This window comes from Amycolatopsis azurea DSM 43854, assembly GCF_001995215.1.
GTDB classification, from domain to species: Bacteria; Actinomycetota; Actinomycetes; order Mycobacteriales; family Pseudonocardiaceae; genus Amycolatopsis; species Amycolatopsis azurea.
Window position 1 is genome coordinate 128,052 of the sequence record NZ_MUXN01000014.1, and the last position, 19,439, is coordinate 147,490.

Genomic DNA, 19,439 nt, shown 5'->3' on the forward strand with positions numbered 1-19,439 from the left:
TCAAGCACCGCTACCGGCTGCCTCAGCTGCCGAAGACGGCACCGACGACCTCTTTGAAGGCCAGGTCGAGGCCGCTCACCAGCGCCACCATGAACACCACGAAGACCAGCACCACCGCGGTGTAGGTGACCATCTGCTTGCGGTTCGGCCAGATGACCTTGCGCAGCTCGGCCCAGACCTCGCGGATGAAGCGCATCAGCCGGGCGAAGATCGACGCCTGCTTCGGCTTGCGGTCACGCTTCGGGGTCGCCGTGCCTTTGGCGTCCTTGGACTTCTCGGTCTTGTCCCCGGCCTTCGCCTTGCCGGCGGGGCGGGTCTTGTCGTCCGACTTGGCGTCGGCCTTACCGGACGGGCGCGCGGACGCACGGCGCTCACGCCGGGCAGCGGCGGTCACCGGGCGGGACTGTTCGTCGGGCTTCTGCCCGGCGCCGTCCTGCGCCTTCTCACCGCTGGCGTCGCTGTCGCTCACGACCACTCCTCCGCCTTCACCAGTTCGCTTACGCAGGGGTGACAGGACTTGAACCTGCAACCTGCGGTTTTGGAGACCGCTGCTCTGCCAATTGAGCTACACCCCTTTGGGGCCCCGATGCTCTGGAGCTCCCGAGGACGCATTCCATCGTCCCCACCGCCGTGGCGGGGATGACCGTAGTGCGTTCCGAGACCAGAAGTCTACGGCAACCCCCGAACAGCTTCGCAACCGCGCCCCTCAAAGCGGCGCGGAGCAGCCTTCCGCGGGGAAACTCCCCACGGCCGACCCCATGATCGTGCCACGATGTCGTCATGAGCGCTCCCGCACCCTCGTCCTCGGCGGCATCCCGCGTCTCGGCCCGGATCGGCGGCATCACGCCGTCGGCCACGCTGGCGGTCGACGCGAAGGCCCGGGAGCTCAAGGCCCAGGGCCGCCCGGTGATCGGGTTCGGCGCGGGCCAGCCGGATTTCCCCACCCCCGCCAACGTGCTCGAAGCCGCCGAAGCGGCCGTCCGGGACAAGGTCAACCACGGCTACACCGCCGCGGGCGGGCTGCCGGAGCTGCGCGAGGCGATCGCGGCGAAGACCGTCCGCGACTCCGGGTTCGAGATCGACCCCGGCCGCGTCCTGGTGACCAATGGCGGCAAGCAGGCGGTCTACTCGGCGTTCGCGACGCTGCTCGACCCGGGCGACGAGGTGCTGCTGCCCGCGCCGTACTGGACGACCTATCCCGAGTCGATCGCGCTCGCCGGCGGCGTCGGAGTGCAGGTCACGGCGGACGAGACGACGGGTTACCTGGTCACCGTCGAGCAACTCGAAGCCGCGAGGACGCCGCGCACGAAGGTGCTGCTGTTCGTCTCGCCGTCGAACCCGACGGGCGCGGTGTACCCGCGCGAGCAGGTCGAGGCGATCGGGCGCTGGGCGCACGAGAACGGCCTCTGGGTCATCACCGACGAGATCTACGAACACCTGGTCTACGACGGCGCCGAAGCGCCCTCGATGCCGGTCTTGGTCCCGGAGCTCGCCGACCGGACGATCGTCCTCAACGGGGTCGCGAAGACGTACTCGATGACCGGCTGGCGGGTGGGCTGGATGCTCGGCCCGCAGGACGTGATCAAGGCGGCGACGGCGTATCAGTCGCACTTGTGCGGCAACGTTTCGAACGTCGCGCAGCGGGCCGCGCTGGCGGCGGTGAGCGGTCCGCTCGACGCCGTCCACGCGATGCGCGAGGCGTTCGACACCCGACGGAAAAGGGCGCTCTCCCTGCTTTCCGAGATCGCGGGAGTGGAGACTCCGGTGCCACTCGGCGCTTTCTATGTGTACCCGTCGGTCAAAGCGTTGCTGGGCAAGGAGATCCGCGGCGAGCGTCCGGCGGACACGGTGGCGCTGGCCGATCTGATCCTGCGCGAGGCCGAAGTCGCCGTGGTGCCCGGCGAGGCTTTCGGCACACCCGGGTACTTCCGGATTTCCTACGCGCTGAACGAAAACGATCTCGCCGAGGGGGTCACCAGGATGGGCCGGCTGCTCGCGGAAGCACGGTGACCGGGATGCGCCTGGGGATCGCCCTTCCGCAGTACGGTCCCCTGGCGTCGATGGACGCCGTCACCGGTTTCGCCACGGCGGCCGAGGAACTCGGGTACGAGTCCTTGTGGGTCGGGGATCGGGTGCTGGCCCCGGTCTCGCCGTCGGACTTCTACCCCGGCGGCACACCGGAACGGCCGTACCCGCCCGAATTCGTCACTTTCGGCGATCCGCTGATCCTGTTGACGGCGGCCGCGAGCGTCACGCGGCGGGTCCGGCTCGGCACCAGCACGCTCACCGGAACGGTGTACCCGGCCGTGGTGCTCGCGCGGATGCTCACTTCGCTGGATCAGGTGAGCGGGGGCCGGCTGGACGTCGGGCTGGGCACCGGCTGGCTTCGCGACGAGTACACGGCGACGGGCACGCCGTGGAAGGGCCGCGGCGGGCAGCTGGAGGAGCTTCTGGACGTCCTCCGGAGGTTCTGGACCGGCGACCCCTTCGAGCACGAGGGCGAACGCTGGCGGATCCCGGCGTCGAAGGTGGGACTGCGACCGGCGCAGAGCCCGCATCCGCCGGTGTTGCTGGGCGGGCGATCGGCGACGACGCTGGAGCGCGTCGGCCGCCGGGCGGACGGCTGGCTGCCCGCCGGACTGCCCGCGCCGTATCTGGCGAAGCTCTGGAAGACCGTGGTGAGCGCGGCCGAGCAGGCGGGCCGCGACCCCGGCACGCTGCGGCGGGTGCTGCGGATCAACCCGAAACCCGGCACGGACCTCGGGGACGTCGCGGCGCAACTGGGGGCGGCCGCCGAAACCGGGATCACCGAGGCCTTCGTCGACCCGCACTACCTCGCGCGGGACGTCGCTCATGCCCTGGATCTCGCCGCCGAGCTGCGCGATCTCGTCCCGAAGGACTGAAGGCCCCTCCCGGCCGGGGAAGGGCCTTCAGTGGTCAGGATTCGCCGTCGGCGAGCTGGACGAGCGCGTGGGCCTTCGCGGCGTACTTCCAGTTGCCGAGGTCCCGAACGGTCTTGATCTTGAGTTCCGCGAGGAGTTCGTCGTGTTTCGGGGTCAGGCCCTCGAGCGCCGACGGCGGAGCGTCCAGCAGCTCGTTGATGCTCTTGTCCTCCCACGCCTTGTCGACCAGCTTGTTCAAGTTCAGGCTCACGTCTTTCGCCTTTCCTCGGGGCTAGGTACGCGCCCCACCCTGAACGTGATCCACGTCTCAGGCAACCGGTGATCACCCGTTCACGCGTAGTTCACCGACGGTCGGACCGATGACAAAAGTGACCCGGGTCGCGTACAACGAACGGGTGACGCAGCGGAGAACTGGCGGCGGCTGCCTCTTCCTGGTGATCGTGCTGTCCGTCCTGGGGATCGCTTACCACCTTTGGGAGCAAGGGACGTCGGTGACGCCGGCGGGGGTGACCACGGCGGAGGGCTCGGGCCGGTACGTGGCATTGGGTGATTCCTATACGGCGTCGCCGGGCACGGGACGGGCCGTGGGCGCGCCGGCGGGGTGCGACCGCTCGGACAACAACTACCCGAGCCTGCTCGCCGCGAAGCTGCGTCCGGCGGAGTTCGTCGACGTCAGCTGCGGTGGCGCCACGACCGAACATCTCACCGGCGAGCAGAAGACCCGGGACGGCACGAACGCTCCGCAGCTCGACGCGGTCAACGGGGACACGACGCTGGTGACGGTCGGGATCGGTGGCAACGATGTGGGCCTGGCCGGCCTCGCGGGCCAATGCGCGACGCAACAGCAGACCGCTTCGCCCTGCAAGACCCGGCTGAACGCGGGTGGACGCGACCAGCTCGCCGAGCGGATCACCACCGCGGCGGACCGGCTGGGCGGACTCCTGGACCAGATCCGCTCGAAGGCGCCTGAAGCGCGCGTCGTGGTCGTCGGGTATCCGACGGTGCTTCCGGACGACAACGCGGGCTGCTGGCCGGTCCTGCCGGTCGGCGAGGGGGACGTGGCCTACTTCCGCGACTCGCTGAAGCTGTTGAACAGCACGCTTCAGGCGACGGCGCGGGAGCACGAAGCGGGCTTCGCCGATATGTCGACCGCGAGCAAGGGGCGGGACATGTGCAGCGCGGCGAACCGGCGGTGGGTGGAGGGCCCGGCGCCCTCGGTCCCCGCCGCGCCGCTGCATCCGAACGCGCGGGGTGAGGAAGGGATGGCGGAGGTCGTCGAGAAGCTGCTGAAGGTCGCGTAGCTCGCGAAGCGACGCTATTGGCTGAGGATCATTACTGGCAGTACACGAACGGTGTTGCGCAGAGTGAGGGGTGTGTGGAAATAGGGACGCTCAGTGTCCCTATTTCCACACACCCCTCATGTTTCTGTCCATCCACCCGCGTGACTGGCCCGGCCATGCGGACTGTGTGGATTTCGGGTCATCTGACGCCCCAAAATCCACACAGTCGGCTTCACGGGTCCGACATCGCGTGCTCTTAAGGCCGCTTAAGCGCGCGAAGCAGCCCCTCTTAAGCCTGCGAAGCGCCCTTCGAAGCGCTACGCGAGGCAACCTGGTTCCTGCACACCCTCGCTGACCTGCGGAAAGAGAGCAAGGGACCTTCGCTATCGCTTCTCTCAACGTTGAGAGAGGCGATAGCAAGGGTCCCTTGCTATCGCTTTGAGGTCAGCCGCGGACGACCGCCTGCGCCTTCCCGAGGACCGCCTTGCCCTCGAACTTGGCGGTGATGTCGACCCGCGCGGTGCCGTCGTCGTTGACCACGGCGACCTTCCCGGTGAACTCGATCGTCGCGGCGCCGTCGTTCGGCACGACCACGGGGCGCGTGAAGCGCGCGAAGTAGTCGACGAGGCGGCCGGGGTCGCCGAGCCAGTCGGTGACGAGCCTCGACCCGAGCGCCATGGTGAACATGCCGTGCGCGATGACGTCCGGCAGGCCGACCTCCTTGGCGAAGGCCTCGTTCCAGTGGATGGGGTTGAAGTCCAGCGAAGCGCCGGCATAACGCACCAGCTGCTCCCTGGTGACCTCGACGGTCAGCGGAGCCAGTTCTTCCCCGGCGGTGAACGTGCTCACGCGCCCTCCCCTCGGACGACGAGCTGCGCGTACGTGGTGGCGATCAGGCCGCCGTCGGCGCCGGAGATCTCGGCACGCAGGTTGATGAAGTCGTTCCCGGCGCGGGTCATGATGTTGTCGATGTACGTGGTGAGCGACAGGAGGTCGCCCGCGTGCACCGGCCGCGTGTAGGTGAACCGCTGGTCGCCGTGGACCATCCGTGAATAGTCGAGCCCCAGCTCGGGGTCGGAGACGATCGCGTTGATCGACGCGAGGTTGATGATCGTGAGGAACGTCGGCGGCGCGATGACGTCGGGGTAGCCGGCCGCCTTCGCCGCTTCGGTGTCGCGGTAGAGCGGGTTCGTGTCGCCGAGCGCGTCGGCGAACTCCCGGATCTTCTCGCGACTCACTTCATAGGTACTGGTCGGCGGGTACGCCCGCCCGGTGAACGACTGGTCCAAGGCCACCCGAGCAGGCTACCGAACCCGGAAAATACTCGAAGCCGCCCTGGTGACCAGGACGGCTTCGGGTAAGACTGGTAGAACCGCTAGACGCTCAGCGGGTCTCTTTGTGAGTCCGGTGCGTACCGCAGTTCGGGCAGAACTTCTTCATCTCCAGGCGATCCGGGTTGTTGCGCCGGTTCTTCTTGGTGATGTAGTTGCGGTGCTTGCACTCCTCACACGCGAGCGTGATCTTCGGTCGCACGTCAGTGGCAGCCACAGCATTTCCTTCTCTACTAGGCCTGGGAAACCCAGGATTACCGCGTAGCGGTGGCCGGACTTGAACCGGCGACACAGCGATTATGAGCCGCTTGCTCTGCCAGCTGAGCTACACCGCCCTTACATAACCCTAACCGCGACACGCTTGCGTGACGCGGTTGAGGTTGCGAGCCCCTTTACGGAATCGAACCGTAGACCTTTTCCTTACCATGGAAACGCTCTACCGACTGAGCTAAAGGGGCCTTGCCCTCTCGCGAGGACTTGGAAAGATTAGCAGGCCTGCCGAAGGGCCGTAACCGGGGGGCCGGTTACCGCGAAACCTCAGGTCAGCAGGGTCAGGACGGTCTCGGAGTGGCGTCCTGGCGAACGCGCCGTGCGGGCCTGCAGCCACGCCTCCAGGCGGTCCTCGGGCAGCGGCCGCGAGATGAGGTAGCCCTGCGCCACGTCACAACCCATCGCTTCGAGCTGATCCCGCGCGACGTCCTCCTCGACACCCTCCGCCACGACCGTGAGGCCGAGCGAGTGGCCCAGCTCGACGATGGAGCGCACGACGGCGAGGTCCCCGAGATCGGTGCCCATGCCGAGGACGAAGCTCTTGTCGATCTTGACCTGGTCGACCGGGAGCTGCCGCAGGTAGGCCAGCGACGAGTAGCCGGTGCCGAAGTCGTCGACGGCGAGCACGATGCCCAGCGAGTGCAGTTCCCGCAGGATCGGCAGCGCCTTCTGCGGGTCGGACATCACACCGGATTCGGTCAGCTCGAACGTGAGCAGCTCGGGCGGGATGCCGAAGCGGTCGAGTTCGCGTGCGACCTTCGTCGGGAAGTCCTCGTCGGCGAGGTTACGGACCGAGAGGTTCACCGCGGCGGAGATCCGCAGGCCTTCGTCGAGCCACTTCCGCACCCGCTTCAAGGATTCTTCGAGCACGAAGGACGTCAGGACGCCGATGAGGCCTGCCGCCTCGATCGCCGGGACGAACTCGTCCGGGCCGAGCCTGCCGAACTCCGGATGCACCCAGCGCACCAGCGCCTCGACGCCCTGGATCTGCCGGTTCGGCAAGGTGATCTTCGGCTGATAGTGGACGCTCAGCTGGCCTTCTTCCAGCGACTGCCGGAACTGCGTGACCATCTGGAACCGGCGCATGAAGATCTGGCCCATACTGGCCATGTAGCCGCGGACCTCTTCGCCGCCCTTGGTCGCCCGGACGGCGACGTCGGCGCGTTGCAGAAGCCCGTCGACGTCGACCTGCTCGTCGTCTTCGGCCGAGGACGTGGCGTAGCCGATCATCGCGTTGGCTTCGACGGAGAGCCGGTCCACCGGATACGGGGCGACGAGTTCCGCGCGGAGCAGTTCCGCGGCGGCCTGGGCGCGTTCCGGCGCGCAGCCGACGAGGAGCGCCGCGAAGGACGCGCCTTCGAGTCTGGCGAGCGGGACGTCGGGGCCGAGCGCGTCACGGATGCGCCGTCCGGCGGCGATGACCATCCGGTCGGCCCACACGTAACCGAGGGCGTCGCTGACGGTGGAGAAGACGTCGAGATCGACCCGCAGCACGACCGCGTCGACCTGTTCCCGCAACGGTTCCTTGGCGACCTGGCGGAAGCCCGGGCGGTTGAGCAGGCCGGTCAGCGGATCGTGGTAGGCGTCGTGGCGCAGGGTCGCGAGCAGGCGCCGGTTGTCGAGCGACGTCGCGAGGTGGCTGGCCATCGTGCCGAGCAGCTGGACGTCGTACTTGCCGAAACCGCGCCAGCGGGACAGCCTGTCGTGCGCTTCGACGACGCCGAGGAGCTGGTTCGCACTGCGCAGCGGGACGACCAGCGCCTCCTGCGCGCCGCGGTCGAGCAACGCGGAGCGGACGTCGGGATTCGCTTCGGTGATCCGGAAATGCCGGACATGCGCGCCAGGCAGGCGCAGCAGCGGGTCGTCGGCGGCCGGGTCGACGGGCGGCAGTTCGTCACCCGCGACGACCATGCGCATGGTGTCCTTGGGTTCCAGCCGCAGCCTGAGCACGACACGGCCGGCGGCCAGCTGGTCCTTGATGCGTTCGGCGATGGTCGCCCACTCGCGGACGTCGACGCCGCCGACGAGCTCGTCGGCGCGTCCGGCGGGACGTGCGGCGGCCTGCTGACCGGATCGCGCGACCATCAGGCTGACGTCGGACAGCGCTTCCATGTCGCGCTGTTCACGAAGCAGATCGGAGTACGCCCAGTACAGCGCAGTGAGGCCGAGGAAGACGGCCAGCACGAGCGGCCAGGCCTTCGGCGTACCGGAAATGACCAAATAACCGGAAAGACCGACCGAGGCGTTGACGAATCCGACGACGAGGATGCGGCCGGTCAGCCGGATCGCGGTGCTGACCCGCATGCGGCGGCGCAGCACCCGGACGGCGGCGAGCGCGAGCAGCGTGCTGACCAGCGGCGCGGTCAAAGTGCCTGCCAGCGCGGCGATCCAGGTCATCGAGTGGGCGCCGGAGGCCTGTTTCACCAGTCCCGCCACGGCGAACGCGCCGGTGATCTCCAGCAGGAAGGCGCCGGCGTTGTAGAGGACACGGCCCGCGACCTTGCGGGCCAACAGGGTTCCGATGCCCGCCGCGAGATGCGCGGCGAGGACGACTTCGAAGGGGGCGACGAAGAATCCGATGACCAGCGGGATCTCGGTGAACGAGATCGTCCAGGAGATGCCGCTGCGGACGTCGACGTTGATCCCGAGCTGTTCGGCGAGAAGGAACGCGAGCGCGAGGATCGGCCCGATCCACAACAGGTCGTCCGAGGCCTCGAAGTCCAGCCAGAGGCTGACCGCGGCCGCGGCGGCGATGCCCATGGTGAGTACCGCGAAGGTGTAGACGCGGAACCGTCGCTCGTCGGTACGAGCCTCCGTAACGGCGCCTCCCTTGCCCGCTGCCGTCTGTGCGGCGCTCCCGGGCCTGCCGTTCGTGTCCGGCATCCGACCTTCCTTCCCGGCTGCCCAACCGGTCCTGTCCTACCGCGACCTCGGGGACGAGGGCAATACAGTACCCCGGAGGGCGTACCCAAGTCCCATTCGAGACAGTATGAGATCACCCCAGGGTTAACAATGGGCGCGTCGCGCTGACCTGCGTGGACCAAGGGGTGAAATGGGAGCGATATTCGCGTTCCTTCCGACTACCGGAAGTCACCTGGCGCCACGGTCAAGCCAATCTCGTGAAGTTCCCGTCGGACCCGCCAGTAGGGGCTTGAATAGTCCTATGAATAGCCACGCCATCGCCGCCGGGCATGCCGAGCGGCTCGCCACCGTGGACGCCCTGCTCCCTGAAATGCCTGCACTGGAGCCTGTCGAGGGCTCCGTGTCACTCTCCGCGACAGCGGGCGACTCGGCCGCCGCCGGATTGTCGGTACGGACTGAAGCGGGCCCCGATTCTGTTGACTCTCCGTGGCGGGCCCTCGTCGAGCATCGCCTCGAAGCGCGGCTCACCGGACCTCGCCCGGAAGCGGCTCTCGACGCATTACTCACCCGATGGGATGAACATCTGAAGGCGGTCGCCCCACCCGGTGATGTCGAAACGGCGGCGACCGTGGTGCGGCCCAGCCGGGATTCGCCCGGCTCGGCCGAATTGCTGCGCCGCGGATTCGCTCCGGTGCTGGTGATCGCGGTCCGCCCGGCCGACCGGCTCGCCGTGACGGGGCCGCCCGCCACACCCGGCGTGCACATCCGGCCCGCCGAAGCCGATGATCTGGAAACCGCAGTCGGGCTCGAGCTGGAATTGCAGCGTTATGACGCGCAGTTCGGTTCCGTCACTTTGCGCGAGGGCGCGGAGGAAGCGATCACCGCGCATCTGTCGAAAGAGCTGAAGCGGGAAAACCCGACGTTGTGGATCGCCGAGCTGTACGGGCGGCCGCTGGGCATGGTGCGGGTGCAGTTCCCCGGCGAGACGGCGTGGATCGGCGGCCGGGTCGCGGCCGAGAAGGTCGGGTACCTGTCGTCGCTGGCGGTGGCCGAACCGGCGCGGTCGAGCGGGGTCGGGTCGGCGCTCGCCGCGCACGCGCACCAGATCTTCGACGAATGCGGGACCGAAGCCGTGCTGCTGCACCACGCGCTGGCGAATCCGCGGTCGACTCCGTTCTGGTACGCGCAGGGCTATCGGCCGCTCTGGACGTATTGGCAGCGGCGGCCGGCGGTGTACTGATCCCGATAGGCTCTTTTCGGGAGAGCAGGGGGTTTTCTGTGACCAGGGACGATGACGCGGCCCCGGTGGCACCGACCGGGGTCGACACCGAAAAGCCGTCCGCCGCGAGGATCTACGACTGGTTCCTCGGCGGGACCCACAACTGGGCGGTCGACCGCGAGTTCGCGCGGCGGCTGGAACGGCAGTGGCGCTGGGTGAAGCCGGGCGCGCAACACAATCGCGAGTTCATGAACCGGGTCGTGCGCGCGGCGCTCGACGCCGGGATCCGGCAGTTCCTCGATCTGGGTTCCGGCGTCCCGACCGCCGGGAACGTGCACGAGATCGTCCAGGAAGAACTGGAGCCGGGCGATGAGGCGAAGGTCGTGTACGTCGACTACGAGCCGGTGGCGGTGGCGCACGCGGAGCTGATCCTCGAGCGGCACGAGGCGACCGACTGGGCCGGGATCGTCCAGGCCGACATGCGGCGGCCGAAGGACGTCCTGCGGCATCCGGAGACGCGGCGGCTGATCGACTTCTCGCAACCCGTCTGCCTGATGATGATGGCCGTGCTGCATTTCGCCGGGCCGCACGACGATCCGCCCGCGCTGGTCGCGACCTACCGGAACGCGCTGGCGCCGGGAAGCTGGCTGGGGCTTTCGCACATGAGCTTCGGCGGCCAGACGGGCGAGGACGCCGACGGGCTGCGCTGGATGGTCGAGCAGTACCGGAAGACGAGCAACCCGGTGTGGATGCGGGACCGCGAAGAGATCGAGCCACTCTTCGGGGACTGGCCGCTGATGGAGCCAGGGCTCGTTCACCTGCCCGAGTGGCGGCCGACGCGGGAGCTGCGGCGGGACGAGGAAGGCGCCCGGCCGTTCGCCTGGTGCGGTGTCGCCACCCACCCCTGACGCCCGTCCACCCCTCTTTAGACATCCGACCTCTGGCCCCGTCGCGTCGCGTTTAGCCCGCTAAACGCGACGCGTTGGGGCGCGGAGGTCGGAGGGGTGGGTGATCGCTGACGGCGAACGCGGAAAGGAAACAAACGGGTCGATCGGAGAGTTGAGCTAGGCAGACTCAACTAACCGAGGAGTGCACAGATGACCGACAACCGCCTCCTGCCCGTCCTCCCGCTCGATGACGACGTCGTGCTGCCGGGCATGATCGTCCCGCTCGACCTCGCCGACACGGAGACGCGCGCCGCGGTGGAGTCCGCCCAGGCCAACACGCCTGCCCAGGCTTCCTTCCCGGGAATCCGGTCCGGCGCAGGCGCCAAGGCCGAAGTGCTGATCGTCCCCCGCGTCCACGGCGAGTACGCCGAACTCGGCACCATCGCGACCGTCGAGCGCATCGGCCGCGTGCCCGGCGGCAAGACCGCGGTGCTGCTGCGCGGCACCCGCCGCGCCGTCGTCGGCCGCATCGCCGACGGCCCCGGCGCCGCCCGCTGGGTCCACGCCGAGGTCGCCACCGAGACCACCGACGACGACTCCGCGAAGCTCGCGTCCGAGTACAAGAGCGTCGTCCTCGCGATCCTCCAGCAGCGTGGCGGCTGGCAGATGATCGACGCCGTCCAGGAGGTCGAGGACCCGTCCGCGCTCGCCGACCTCGCGGGCAACTCGTCGTACCTGAACACCGAGCAGAAGCTCGAACTGCTCTCCGCGCTCGACGTTTCGGCACGGCTCGAAAAGGCCCTCGAATGGAGCCGCGAGCAGCTGGCCGAGCTCGAGGTCACCGACACGATCCGCAAGGACGTCCAGGAGGGCATGGAGAAGCAGCAGAAGGAGTTCCTGCTGCGCCGCCAGCTCGAAGCGATCCGCAAGGAGCTGGGCGAACTCGACGGCACCGCCAACGACGACGACTACCGCGCCCGGGTCGAGGCCGCCGAACTGCCGGACGCGGTCAAGAAGGCCACACTGTCCGAAGTGGACAAACTGGAGCGGACCTCGGACCAGTCCCCCGAGGGCGGCTGGATCCGCACGTGGCTGGACACCGTCCTCGAACTGCCGTGGAACGAGCGCACCACCGACGTCCACGACATCGCCGCCGCGCGCGACATCCTCGACGCCGATCACGCCGGTCTCGACGACGTGAAGGAACGCATCATCGAGTACCTGGCCGTGCGCAAGCGCCGCGCGGAGTCGGGCCTCGGCCCGGTCGGCGGACGGCGTTCGGGCGCGGTGCTCGCGCTCGCCGGTCCTCCCGGGGTCGGCAAGACCTCGCTGGGCGAGTCCGTGGCGAAGGCGATGGGGCGCAAGTTCGTCCGGGTCGCGCTCGGCGGCATCCGCGACGAGGCCGAGATCCGCGGGCACCGCCGCACCTACGTCGGCGCGCTGCCCGGCCGGATCGTCCGCGCCATCAAGGAAGCGGGCTCGATGAACCCGGTCGTGCTGCTCGACGAGATCGACAAGGTCGGCGCCGACTACCGGGGCGACCCGACGGCCGCGCTGCTGGAGGTGCTGGACCCGGAGCAGAACCACACGTTCCGCGACCACTACCTCGAAGTCGAGCTGGACCTGTCCGACGTCGTGTTCCTCGCGACGGCGAACGCGCTCGAAACCATCCCCGGCCCGCTTCTGGACCGGATGGAGCTGGTCACCCTCGACGGCTACACCGAGCACGAGAAGGTCACCATCGCCCGCGACCACCTGCTCCCCCGCGAGCTGGACCGCGCGGGCCTCGGCAAGGACGACGTCACGCTGACCGACGGCGCGTTCAGCCGCATCGCCGCCGAGTACACGCGGGAGGCCGGGGTGCGCAACGCGAACCGGACCATCGCGAAGGTGCTGCGCAAGGTGGCGACCAAGGTCGCGCTGGACGAGGTCGAGCTGCCGCTGACGATCGACGCCGACGGGCTCGAAACTTACCTCGGCCGCCCGCGGCACCTGCCGGAGTCCTCGCTGCCCGCGTCGACCCAGCGCACGTCGACGCCGGGGGTGGCGACCGGTCTCGCGGTGACCGGCGCCGGCGGTGACGTCCTCTACATCGAGGCGTCGCTGGCGGATCCGGAATCCGGTTCGACCGGGCTGGCCCTGACCGGTCAGCTGGGCGACGTGATGAAGGAGTCGGCGCAGATCGCGCTGTCGTACCTGCGTTCGCACGGCGCGGAGCTGGAACTCCCGGTCGGCGACCTGAAGGACCGCGGCATCCACGTGCACGTCCCCGCGGGCGCGGTGCCCAAGGACGGGCCGAGCGCCGGGATCACGATGACCACCGCGCTGGCGTCCCTGCTTTCGGGCCGGGTCGTGAAGTCGGACGTCGCGATGACCGGTGAGGTGTCGCTGACCGGCCGTGTGCTGCCGATCGGCGGGGTCAAGCAGAAGCTGCTGGCCGCGCACCGGGCCGGGATGAAGACGGTGATCATCCCGCAGCGCAACGAGCCGGACCTCGACGACGTCCCGGCCGAAGTGCTGGCACAGCTGGACGTCCACGCCGTCGCGAACGTCCGCGAAGTGCTGGACCTCGCGCTGGCCCCGGCGTCCACCCCGGTCGCCCAGGCGGCGTAACGGCTCGAACCGAAAGCCCCGGATCCCGGCCAGGATCCGGGGCTTTCGCCGTCGAAACCCGGACGAACCCGGACATTAAACATCCTTAAACTCCCTATCACGATTTGATAACGTGTATTCCGTGCCATCCACCCGGATGCCGCCACTGAGCCTTGAGAGGGCAAGGTCATGAGTCACGGAATCCTGCCGCCCCTGCGGCCGAGGCGAAGCTGCGTTTCGGCCGGTCAGATCGTTTGCCTGAGCATTCTCACCGTATTCGTCACGGCGCTGACCTTCGCCGGTACGAGTGCGCCGATCGCGGCAGGGGTCGCGATCACTTTGCTCGGCGCCGTCCTCCGCCCGGCACCCGCGCGGGCACGCCGATGAACACCACTCTCACCACGGAATCGGAATTCATGGCGCGGCTGCGGGAACTCCGTGACCGAAGCGGCCTCAGCATCCGCGCGCTGGCCGCCGCGACCGGCCAATCCCGCAGCACCCTGGCCGACACCTTGGCCCGGAACACCTTGCCGGGCAACGAAAATCAGATGCGTACCCTATTGCGCGCCCTGCTTCGGGCAGTACCGGGAGAGCCCGCGCTCGACGAGTATCTCGCCGACTGGCGTCACCTGATCGGACGTCGTCACCACCGAAATGGCGGATGCGCGCCGCTCGACCGGATACTCGTCGCCTTGGAAATCGCCGAACAGCGCGGAGGCGCCGAAGCACCAGGCCTTCGCAAGGCGAGGGAAATCGTGCTGAGCGAGGCTTCCCTACGAAAGTTCTCTCCTCCCGGTGAATACGCCGCGAATTCACCTGGAAGTCCCGTTTCATCCGTAACCTCCCCTCCGCTCCTTCCCGCACCACCACATCAGCGGAGGCACGAGTGAAGCGACGGAATTTCCTGCGCGCGGCCGTGGTCGGCGCCGGCGTCACAGCGTTCGGAAACAGGCTCTCGGGGGCCGCACTGGCGGCGCCCGCGCAGAACGGACCCAGCCCGTACGGCGCGCTCCAGGCCGCCGACGCGAACGGGATCCAGCTGCCCGCGGGATTCACCAGCCGCGTCATCGCACGATCCGGCCAGAAGGTCGCGAGCACCGGTTACACCTGGCACAGCGCGCCGGACGGCGGCGCGGTGTTCGCCGACGGTGGCGGCTGGATCTACGTGTCGAACTCGGAGATCACGCCCGGCGGCGGAGCGAGCGCGGTCAAGTTCGACGCGAGCGGGAACATCACCGGCGCCCACCGTGTCCTGGCGAACACCCGCCAGAACTGCGCGGGCGGCAAGACTCCTTGGAACACCTGGCTCTCCTGTGAGGAGATCGATCTCGGCTTCGTCTACGAATGCCAGCCGAACGGCCCCGCCTCGGCCGCCGTCCAGCGGCCCGCGATGGGGAAGTTCAAGCACGAGGCCGCGGCGGCCGACCCGGTGCGCAAGGTCGTCTACCTGACCGAGGACACCACGGACGGCTGCCTTTACCGCTTCGTCCCGACGACCTGGGGTGACCTTTCCGCCGGGACGCTGCAAGTGCTGAAGGCGGGCACGGCGACGTCGGGCAGCTTCACCTGGGCGAACGTGCCCGACCCGGACGGCTCCCCCACCGCCACGCGCAACCAGGTGTCCGGTGCGAAGCGGTTCAACGGCGGCGAAGGCCTGCACTACGCCAACGACACCGCATGGTTCACCACGAAGGGCGACAACCGCGTCTGGCAGCTCAATCTGACGAGCAGCACCTACGAACTGGCCTACGACGACTCGCTGGTCAGCCCCGGTTCGGCGCCGCTGACCGGCGTCGACAACGTCACCGGGTCCTCGTCGGGTGACCTGTACGTCGCCGAAGACGGCGGCAACATGGAGATCTGCGTCATCACGCCGAACGACATCGTGGCGCCCTTCCTGCGGATCACCGGCCAGAGCTCGTCGGAGATCTGTGGTCCCGCGTTCACGCCGGCGGGGAATCGGCTGTACTTCTCGTCGCAACGCGGCACCTCCGGTTCGTCGTCCGGCGGGATCACTTATGAGGTGACCGGTCCCTTCCGGTCCTGATGCGACCGTGTGGGGCGCCCGCTCCAGGCGCCCCACACGGGCTCACGCGTTGGTGCGGTTCTTCTCGCGAAGCCGGTTCACGACGAAGAGCACGACCGCGACCGCGACGGCGGCGATCACGAAGTACTGGAAGAACCCGGCGTACTCCTCGACCAGGTGCCAGCTCTCCCCGAGGGCGTAACCGGCCAGGACGAACACCGTGTTCCAGATCAGGCTGCCGAGCGTGGTCAGGGCCAGGAACCGCCAGAACGGCATCCGCTCGATCCCGGCGGGCAGGGAGATGAGGCTGCGGAAGATCGGCACCATCCGGCCGAAGAACACCGCCTTGGTGCCGTGTTTCTGGAACCAGGCCTCGGTCTTGTCGAAGTCGGATGCCTTGACCAGCGGGATCTTCGCCATCCAGCGGCGCGTGCGGTCGCGGCCCAGCAGCAGGCCGAGGTAGTAGACGATGATCGCGCCCGCGACCGACCCGAAGGTCGTCCACACGAGCGCTTCCACCAGGGTGAACGTGCCCTGGCTGGCGGAGAACCCGGCGAGCGGGAGCACGAGTTCGCTCGGGATCGGCGGGAACAGGTTGTCCAGTCCGACGATGATCGCGGCTCCCGGGCCGCCCAGCGCGTCCATCAGTGACACCGCCCAGCCGGCGAGGCCGCCCATCGGTTCGCTGGCGGCTTGGGCGAGGAGGAGGTTCATGGCGGCCTTTCGTGGTCGTCTGCAGGTGTCAACGAACGTACGAAATGCCCGGGTTCCGCACCCTGCGGTGAAGCGGCACAGATCACTGCGGAAAACCGCAGTACCGATCTTCGGGTACCCCGCTAGCCTGGCGTTATGCCTGTTCTGGCAGCGACGCGCCGCTACCTGCGCAAAGCGCTCCGCGGCACGCTGGGCCTGGCGATCGGCGCCATGACCGCGTTCGCGGAGTTCTTCTACGTGCTCTTCGGCGGCCTCGCGCTCACGATTCCCACGCTGAGGGAGTCTGTCTTCGCCGGTGCCCACATACTGTCCGAAGTGGAGCGACGACGGCTGGAGAAGTACTTCGGCGATCGGAACGCCATCGACTACGACGATCGCCGCGCGATGGTCTACCTGATCCCGCGCTGCGTCATCGGACTGCTCAGCGCCGGGGTCTTCATCCTGATCCTGCTGGGCGCCGGCTCCGGCGTGATCATCACCTATCAGTTGTTCAACGGTCAGTCTCCCGGAGGCGGAGCGCCCGCCGACTGGTACGACCCCGTCACCACCGCGCTTTTCGGCGCGCTGCTCATTTTCCTTTCACTGCAAGGGCTTCTGGGCACAGCGACGCTGGACCGCAAGCTGGCGCGACACTTTTTCGGCCCTAGCAAACAGGAAACGTTGCGCCGCCGGGTCTCCGAACTGGCGACCAGCCGGGCCGAGGTGGTCGAAGCGGTCAACGGCGAGCGCCGCCGGATCGAACGGGATCTGCACGACGGCGTCCAGCAGCGGCTGGTCGCGCTCGGGATGCTGCTCGGCCGGGCGCGGCGCACCGGCGATCCGGACCACGCGTCGGATCTGCTCCGGCAGGCGCACGAAGAATCCCAGCGCGCCCTCGAAGACCTGCGTGAGGTCTCGTGGCGGGTGTATCCGATCGCGTTGGACTCGGACGGGCTGCACCCCGCACTGGAGGCGCTCGCGGAACGCTCCGGCGTGCCGGTCCACCTGCGGGTCGACCTGCCGGCACGGCCACCGGCGGCCATCGAGACCGTCGTCTACTTCGTCGCGTCCGAGGCGGTCACCAATACGATCAAGCACGCCGCGGCGACGCGGATCGACATCGAGGCCGAGCAGGACGGGGACGAAGTGCGAGTGCGGATCACCGACGACGGCGTGGGCGGGGCGCGGGGGTCCGGCGGCGGTCTCTCCGGCCTCGCGCGGCGCGTCGCGGCGGCGGACGGTGAGTTCACCGTGGTGAGCCCGCCCGGAGGTCCGACCGTGGTGACGGCGGTGCTGCCGTGCGGGTGATCCTCGCGGAGGACTCGACGCTGCTGCGTGAGGGGCTCGTCCGGCTGCTGGTCGAAGAGGGGCACGACGTCGTGGCGTCGGTCGGCGACGGCGACGCGCTCCTCTCGACGACCGCCGCGTATCGGCCGGACGTGGTCGTCACCGACGTCCGCATGCCGCCGACCCACACCGACGAAGGCCTGCGCGCGGCGCTCGAGATCCGGAGACGCTGGCCGGGGATCGGCGTCCTGGTGCTCTCGCAGTACGTCGAGAAGCGGTACGCCGCCGAGCTGATCACCGGCGACGGCGAACGCGTCGGCTATCTGCTGAAGGACCGGGTCGCCCAGGTGGGCGAATTCCTGGACGCGCTCGACAGGGTCGCGGCAGGCGGGGCGGCGTTCGACCCGGAGGTGGTCCGGCGGCTGCTCGCGCGGACGACGCACACCGATCCGCTCGCGAAGCTGACCGCCCGCGAACGCGACGTGCTGGAGAAAATGGCGCAGGGCCACACGAACGCCGGGATAGCCGAGTCGCTGTTCGTGTCGCTGAGCGCGGTCGAGAAGCACGTGAACGCCATCTTCGACAAGCTCGGGCTGGCCACCACGGCGGGCTACAGCCGCCGTGTCCTGGCGATCTTGCGCTACCTCGGCTCCTGACCCCCGATTTGACAGGCAAGTGACGACTTGCCTATAACGGGGTCGTGGACGGCGACCTGTTCAAGGCGATCGGCGACGCGACGCGGCGCACCATCCTGGACGAGCTGACCGAAAAGGACGGTCAGACCCTGTTCGAGATCTGCGGCAGGCTGACCATGAAACACGGCCTAGCCTCTTCACGGCAGGCCATCTCGCAGCATCTCGCGATGCTCGAGCAGGCGGGCCTGGTCCACACCCGGCGGCAGGGCCGCTACAAGTTCCACCACATCGACACGAGTCCGCTGCGGTCGATCGTCGAGCGGTGGCCCATCGACCGAGAGGAACCGAACCCGTGATCCGCATCAACATCACCAGCGTCTTCGTCGACGACCAGGCCAAGGCGCTGGCTTTCTACACCGAGAAGCTGGGGTTCACCAAGAAGACCGACGTGCCCACCGGCGACGCCCGCTGGCTCACCGTGGTCTCCCCCGCCAACCCCGACGGCGTCGAACTGCTGCTGGAACCGGACGGCCACCCCGCGGCGAAGCCGTTCAAGAAGGCACTGGCAGACGACGGCATCCCTTTCACCCAGTTCGCCGTCGACGACGTGTACGCCGAGGTCGAGCGGCTCAAGGGGCTGGGTGTCGAATTCACCCAGGACGCCGTCGACATGGGGCCGGTGGTCACCGCCGTCTTCGACGACACCTGCGGCAACCTGATCCAGCTCGCCACGATGAAGTAACGAAAAGCGGGGCTCGGTCCACAGTGGACCGAGCCCCGCTTCGGCGTTTCCTTACTGCTGAACCCATTCCACGAGTTCCACGGGCACACCGTTCGGGTCGGTGACCATGAAGAGGCGTTCTCCCCACGGCTCCTCCCGCAGCGGCAACGTGATCTCGACACCTTCCTCGCGCAGGCGCTTCTCCTCGGCCTCGAGATTCTCGACCGTGAAGGCCACGATCACGCCGGCCGCGCGCACCTGCCGCAGGTTCTCCGGCAGGACCTCGATCCCCGCCTGGAGCAGGACGATGGCCACCTTCGCGGTTTCGTGCCCGAGGGAGACGAAACCCTCAGCGGCCATCTGCTCGGTGAAGCCGAAGTGCTCGGTGAAGAAACGGCTGGAAGCGGCGACGTCGTCGACGGTCAGCGAAACGGTGGAGGCAAGGACGTTCACGGGCTATCCCCTTCGGTCGGCGGTGAGTTCTCGGACGGACTGGCCGGTCAGTACGACCGGCGGCGCGGGATGCCGGTCGAGCGGCGCACCGGCATCGAGCGGCCGGGGAACGGCTGCTGATGACGGCGGTCGGCCCGGCGGACCTGGGCGCGATTGGCGCCTTCGTCGCCTTGGGGGATTCGAGCGGGCAAGGAGCCTCTTCTCTCTCATTCAGTAGTACGGACGTAAGTTTACATCCGGCCTACCGTAAGTCAAGGATATTTTTACGACGGTGGTAAAC

22 protein-coding genes and 3 tRNA genes are annotated in these 19,439 nt (G+C 68.4%); 13 read left to right on the top strand and 12 right to left on the bottom strand.

Translation table 11 applies throughout. The features are described from left to right. Positions 1 to 22 precede the first annotated feature (22 nt). Together secE and B0293_RS19210 are read right to left on the bottom strand one after the other, a co-directional pair. On the bottom strand, positions 23 to 475 hold the full coding sequence (secE, locus tag B0293_RS19205) for a preprotein translocase subunit SecE (protein ID WP_007031001.1): 453 nt from the start codon (positions 473 to 475) through the stop codon (positions 23 to 25). Between the two features lie 27 nt (positions 476 to 502). Continuing rightward, positions 503 to 575 (bottom strand) — tRNA-Trp (locus B0293_RS19210). A 205-nt stretch (positions 576 to 780) separates the two neighbouring features. Here B0293_RS19210 and B0293_RS19215 point away from each other — a divergent pair. Both B0293_RS19215 and B0293_RS19220 read left to right on the top strand, forming a co-directional pair. Next, positions 781 to 2,010, top strand: coding sequence for a pyridoxal phosphate-dependent aminotransferase (locus B0293_RS19215; protein WP_005152057.1), 1,230 nt, complete (start codon positions 781 to 783; stop codon positions 2,008 to 2,010). Continuing rightward, positions 2,007 to 2,903 carry a TIGR03619 family F420-dependent LLM class oxidoreductase gene (locus tag B0293_RS19220; RefSeq protein WP_005152055.1) on the top strand — a complete coding sequence of 299 codons (897 nt, stop codon included), beginning with the start codon at positions 2,007 to 2,009 and terminating at the stop codon, positions 2,901 to 2,903. The genes B0293_RS19215 and B0293_RS19220 overlap by 4 nt, the downstream gene beginning before the upstream one ends. A 34-nt stretch (positions 2,904 to 2,937) precedes the next feature. Here B0293_RS19220 and B0293_RS19225 read toward each other — a convergent pair whose 3' ends face one another. Then, a complete protein-coding gene (locus B0293_RS19225; protein ID WP_005152054.1) occupies positions 2,938 to 3,153 on the bottom strand; it encodes a hypothetical protein in 216 nt (71 codons plus the stop codon). Between the two features lie 118 nt (positions 3,154 to 3,271). Between B0293_RS19225 and B0293_RS19230 the strand changes: the two genes are divergently transcribed. Then, on the top strand, positions 3,272 to 4,204 hold the full coding sequence (locus B0293_RS19230) for an SGNH/GDSL hydrolase family protein (protein WP_005152053.1): 933 nt from the start codon (positions 3,272 to 3,274) through the stop codon (positions 4,202 to 4,204). Positions 4,205 to 4,627: 423 nt separating this feature from the next. On the opposite strand, the gene B0293_RS19235 is transcribed toward B0293_RS19230, so the two are convergent. The 6 genes from B0293_RS19235 to B0293_RS19260 form a co-directional block, all read right to left on the bottom strand. After that, positions 4,628 to 5,032, bottom strand: coding sequence for a MaoC family dehydratase (locus tag B0293_RS19235; RefSeq protein WP_005152051.1), 405 nt, complete (start codon positions 5,030 to 5,032; stop codon positions 4,628 to 4,630). Further along, positions 5,029 to 5,478: a MaoC family dehydratase N-terminal domain-containing protein gene (locus B0293_RS19240; protein ID WP_005152049.1), complete on the bottom strand. Its 450-nt coding sequence runs from the start codon at positions 5,476 to 5,478 to the stop codon at positions 5,029 to 5,031. Before B0293_RS19240 ends, B0293_RS19235 begins: the two co-directional genes overlap by 4 nt. A gap of 88 nt (positions 5,479 to 5,566) precedes the next feature. Then, entirely contained in the window at positions 5,567 to 5,731 is a 165-nt protein-coding gene (rpmG, locus tag B0293_RS19245; protein WP_005152047.1) for a 50S ribosomal protein L33, read from the bottom strand. A gap of 45 nt (positions 5,732 to 5,776) precedes the next feature. Further along, positions 5,777 to 5,849, bottom strand: a tRNA-Met gene (locus B0293_RS19250). A gap of 50 nt (positions 5,850 to 5,899) precedes the next feature. Continuing rightward, positions 5,900 to 5,972 (bottom strand) — tRNA-Thr (locus B0293_RS19255). A 79-nt stretch (positions 5,973 to 6,051) separates the two neighbouring features. Then, positions 6,052 to 8,667 carry a putative bifunctional diguanylate cyclase/phosphodiesterase gene (locus B0293_RS19260; protein WP_005152039.1) on the bottom strand — a complete coding sequence of 872 codons (2,616 nt, stop codon included), beginning with the start codon at positions 8,665 to 8,667 and terminating at the stop codon, positions 6,052 to 6,054. A gap of 280 nt (positions 8,668 to 8,947) precedes the next feature. Here B0293_RS19260 and B0293_RS19265 point away from each other — a divergent pair, with 280 nt between their 5' ends. The 6 genes from B0293_RS19265 to B0293_RS19285 all read left to right on the top strand — a co-directional run bounded on the left by B0293_RS19265 (position 8,948) and on the right by B0293_RS19285 (position 15,391). Continuing rightward, on the top strand, positions 8,948 to 9,886 hold the full coding sequence (locus tag B0293_RS19265; RefSeq protein WP_005152037.1) for a GNAT family N-acetyltransferase: 939 nt from the start codon (positions 8,948 to 8,950) through the stop codon (positions 9,884 to 9,886). Between the two features lie 38 nt (positions 9,887 to 9,924). Continuing rightward, the gene (locus tag B0293_RS19270; RefSeq protein ID WP_005152034.1) at positions 9,925 to 10,773 is read left to right on the top strand and encodes an SAM-dependent methyltransferase; all 849 of its coding nucleotides are present in this window, start codon (positions 9,925 to 9,927) and stop codon (positions 10,771 to 10,773) included. A 189-nt stretch (positions 10,774 to 10,962) separates the two neighbouring features. After that, positions 10,963 to 13,365 carry an endopeptidase La gene (lon, locus tag B0293_RS19275; RefSeq protein ID WP_005152033.1) on the top strand — a complete coding sequence of 801 codons (2,403 nt, stop codon included), beginning with the start codon at positions 10,963 to 10,965 and terminating at the stop codon, positions 13,363 to 13,365. Positions 13,366 to 13,533: 168 nt separating this feature from the next. Then, positions 13,534 to 13,731 carry a hypothetical protein gene (locus B0293_RS19280; RefSeq protein WP_005152032.1) on the top strand — a complete coding sequence of 66 codons (198 nt, stop codon included), beginning with the start codon at positions 13,534 to 13,536 and terminating at the stop codon, positions 13,729 to 13,731. Beyond that, on the top strand, positions 13,728 to 14,234 hold the full coding sequence (locus B0293_RS43110; RefSeq protein WP_143254600.1) for a helix-turn-helix domain-containing protein: 507 nt from the start codon (positions 13,728 to 13,730) through the stop codon (positions 14,232 to 14,234). Before B0293_RS19280 ends, B0293_RS43110 begins: the two co-directional genes overlap by 4 nt. Continuing rightward, positions 14,231 to 15,391, top strand: coding sequence for an alkaline phosphatase PhoX (locus tag B0293_RS19285; protein ID WP_005152031.1), 1,161 nt, complete (start codon positions 14,231 to 14,233; stop codon positions 15,389 to 15,391). Before B0293_RS43110 ends, B0293_RS19285 begins: the two co-directional genes overlap by 4 nt. A gap of 42 nt (positions 15,392 to 15,433) precedes the next feature. On the opposite strand, the gene B0293_RS19290 is transcribed toward B0293_RS19285, so the two are convergent. Beyond that, the gene (locus tag B0293_RS19290; protein WP_005152030.1) at positions 15,434 to 16,084 is read right to left on the bottom strand and encodes a DedA family protein; all 651 of its coding nucleotides are present in this window, start codon (positions 16,082 to 16,084) and stop codon (positions 15,434 to 15,436) included. A gap of 135 nt (positions 16,085 to 16,219) precedes the next feature. On the opposite strand from B0293_RS19290, the gene B0293_RS19295 reads away from it, so the two are divergent. Genes B0293_RS19295 through B0293_RS19310 form a run of 4 tightly spaced genes read left to right on the top strand, consistent with a single transcriptional unit; the run spans position 16,220 to position 18,727 of the window. Then, complete coding sequence (locus B0293_RS19295; protein WP_005152029.1) at positions 16,220 to 17,371, top strand: sensor histidine kinase; 1,152 nt, start codon at positions 16,220 to 16,222, stop codon at positions 17,369 to 17,371. Further along, entirely contained in the window at positions 17,362 to 18,006 is a 645-nt protein-coding gene (locus B0293_RS19300) for a response regulator transcription factor (protein ID WP_039915768.1), read from the top strand. The genes B0293_RS19295 and B0293_RS19300 overlap by 10 nt, the downstream gene beginning before the upstream one ends. A gap of 44 nt (positions 18,007 to 18,050) precedes the next feature. Then, positions 18,051 to 18,341, top strand: coding sequence for an ArsR/SmtB family transcription factor (locus tag B0293_RS19305; RefSeq protein ID WP_005152025.1), 291 nt, complete (start codon positions 18,051 to 18,053; stop codon positions 18,339 to 18,341). Continuing rightward, the gene (locus tag B0293_RS19310) at positions 18,338 to 18,727 is read left to right on the top strand and encodes a VOC family protein (RefSeq protein ID WP_005152022.1); all 390 of its coding nucleotides are present in this window, start codon (positions 18,338 to 18,340) and stop codon (positions 18,725 to 18,727) included. Before B0293_RS19305 ends, B0293_RS19310 begins: the two co-directional genes overlap by 4 nt. A 51-nt stretch (positions 18,728 to 18,778) precedes the next feature. On the opposite strand, the gene B0293_RS19315 is transcribed toward B0293_RS19310, so the two are convergent. Further along, positions 18,779 to 19,159 carry a VOC family protein gene (locus B0293_RS19315; RefSeq protein ID WP_005152021.1) on the bottom strand — a complete coding sequence of 127 codons (381 nt, stop codon included), beginning with the start codon at positions 19,157 to 19,159 and terminating at the stop codon, positions 18,779 to 18,781. Between the two features lie 47 nt (positions 19,160 to 19,206). Next, a complete protein-coding gene (locus tag B0293_RS43540; protein ID WP_005152019.1) occupies positions 19,207 to 19,350 on the bottom strand; it encodes a hypothetical protein in 144 nt (47 codons plus the stop codon). Positions 19,351 to 19,439 lie beyond the last annotated feature (89 nt).

Coding starts and splice junctions, on each gene's coding strand:
- B0293_RS19215 (WP_005152057.1), top strand. CDS start 781: ATGAGCGCTCCCGCACCCTCGTCCTCGGCGGCATCCCGCGTCTCGGCC.
- B0293_RS19260 (WP_005152039.1), bottom strand. CDS start 8,667: ATGCCGGACACGAACGGCAGGCCCGGGAGCGCCGCACAGACGGCAGCG.
- B0293_RS19265 (WP_005152037.1), top strand. CDS start 8,948: ATGAATAGCCACGCCATCGCCGCCGGGCATGCCGAGCGGCTCGCCACC.
- lon (WP_005152033.1), top strand. CDS start 10,963: ATGACCGACAACCGCCTCCTGCCCGTCCTCCCGCTCGATGACGACGTC.
- B0293_RS19280 (WP_005152032.1), top strand. CDS start 13,534: ATGAGTCACGGAATCCTGCCGCCCCTGCGGCCGAGGCGAAGCTGCGTT.
- B0293_RS43110 (WP_143254600.1), top strand. CDS start 13,728: ATGAACACCACTCTCACCACGGAATCGGAATTCATGGCGCGGCTGCGG.
- B0293_RS19290 (WP_005152030.1), bottom strand. CDS start 16,084: ATGAACCTCCTCCTCGCCCAAGCCGCCAGCGAACCGATGGGCGGCCTC.
- B0293_RS19295 (WP_005152029.1), top strand. CDS start 16,220: ATGCCTGTTCTGGCAGCGACGCGCCGCTACCTGCGCAAAGCGCTCCGC.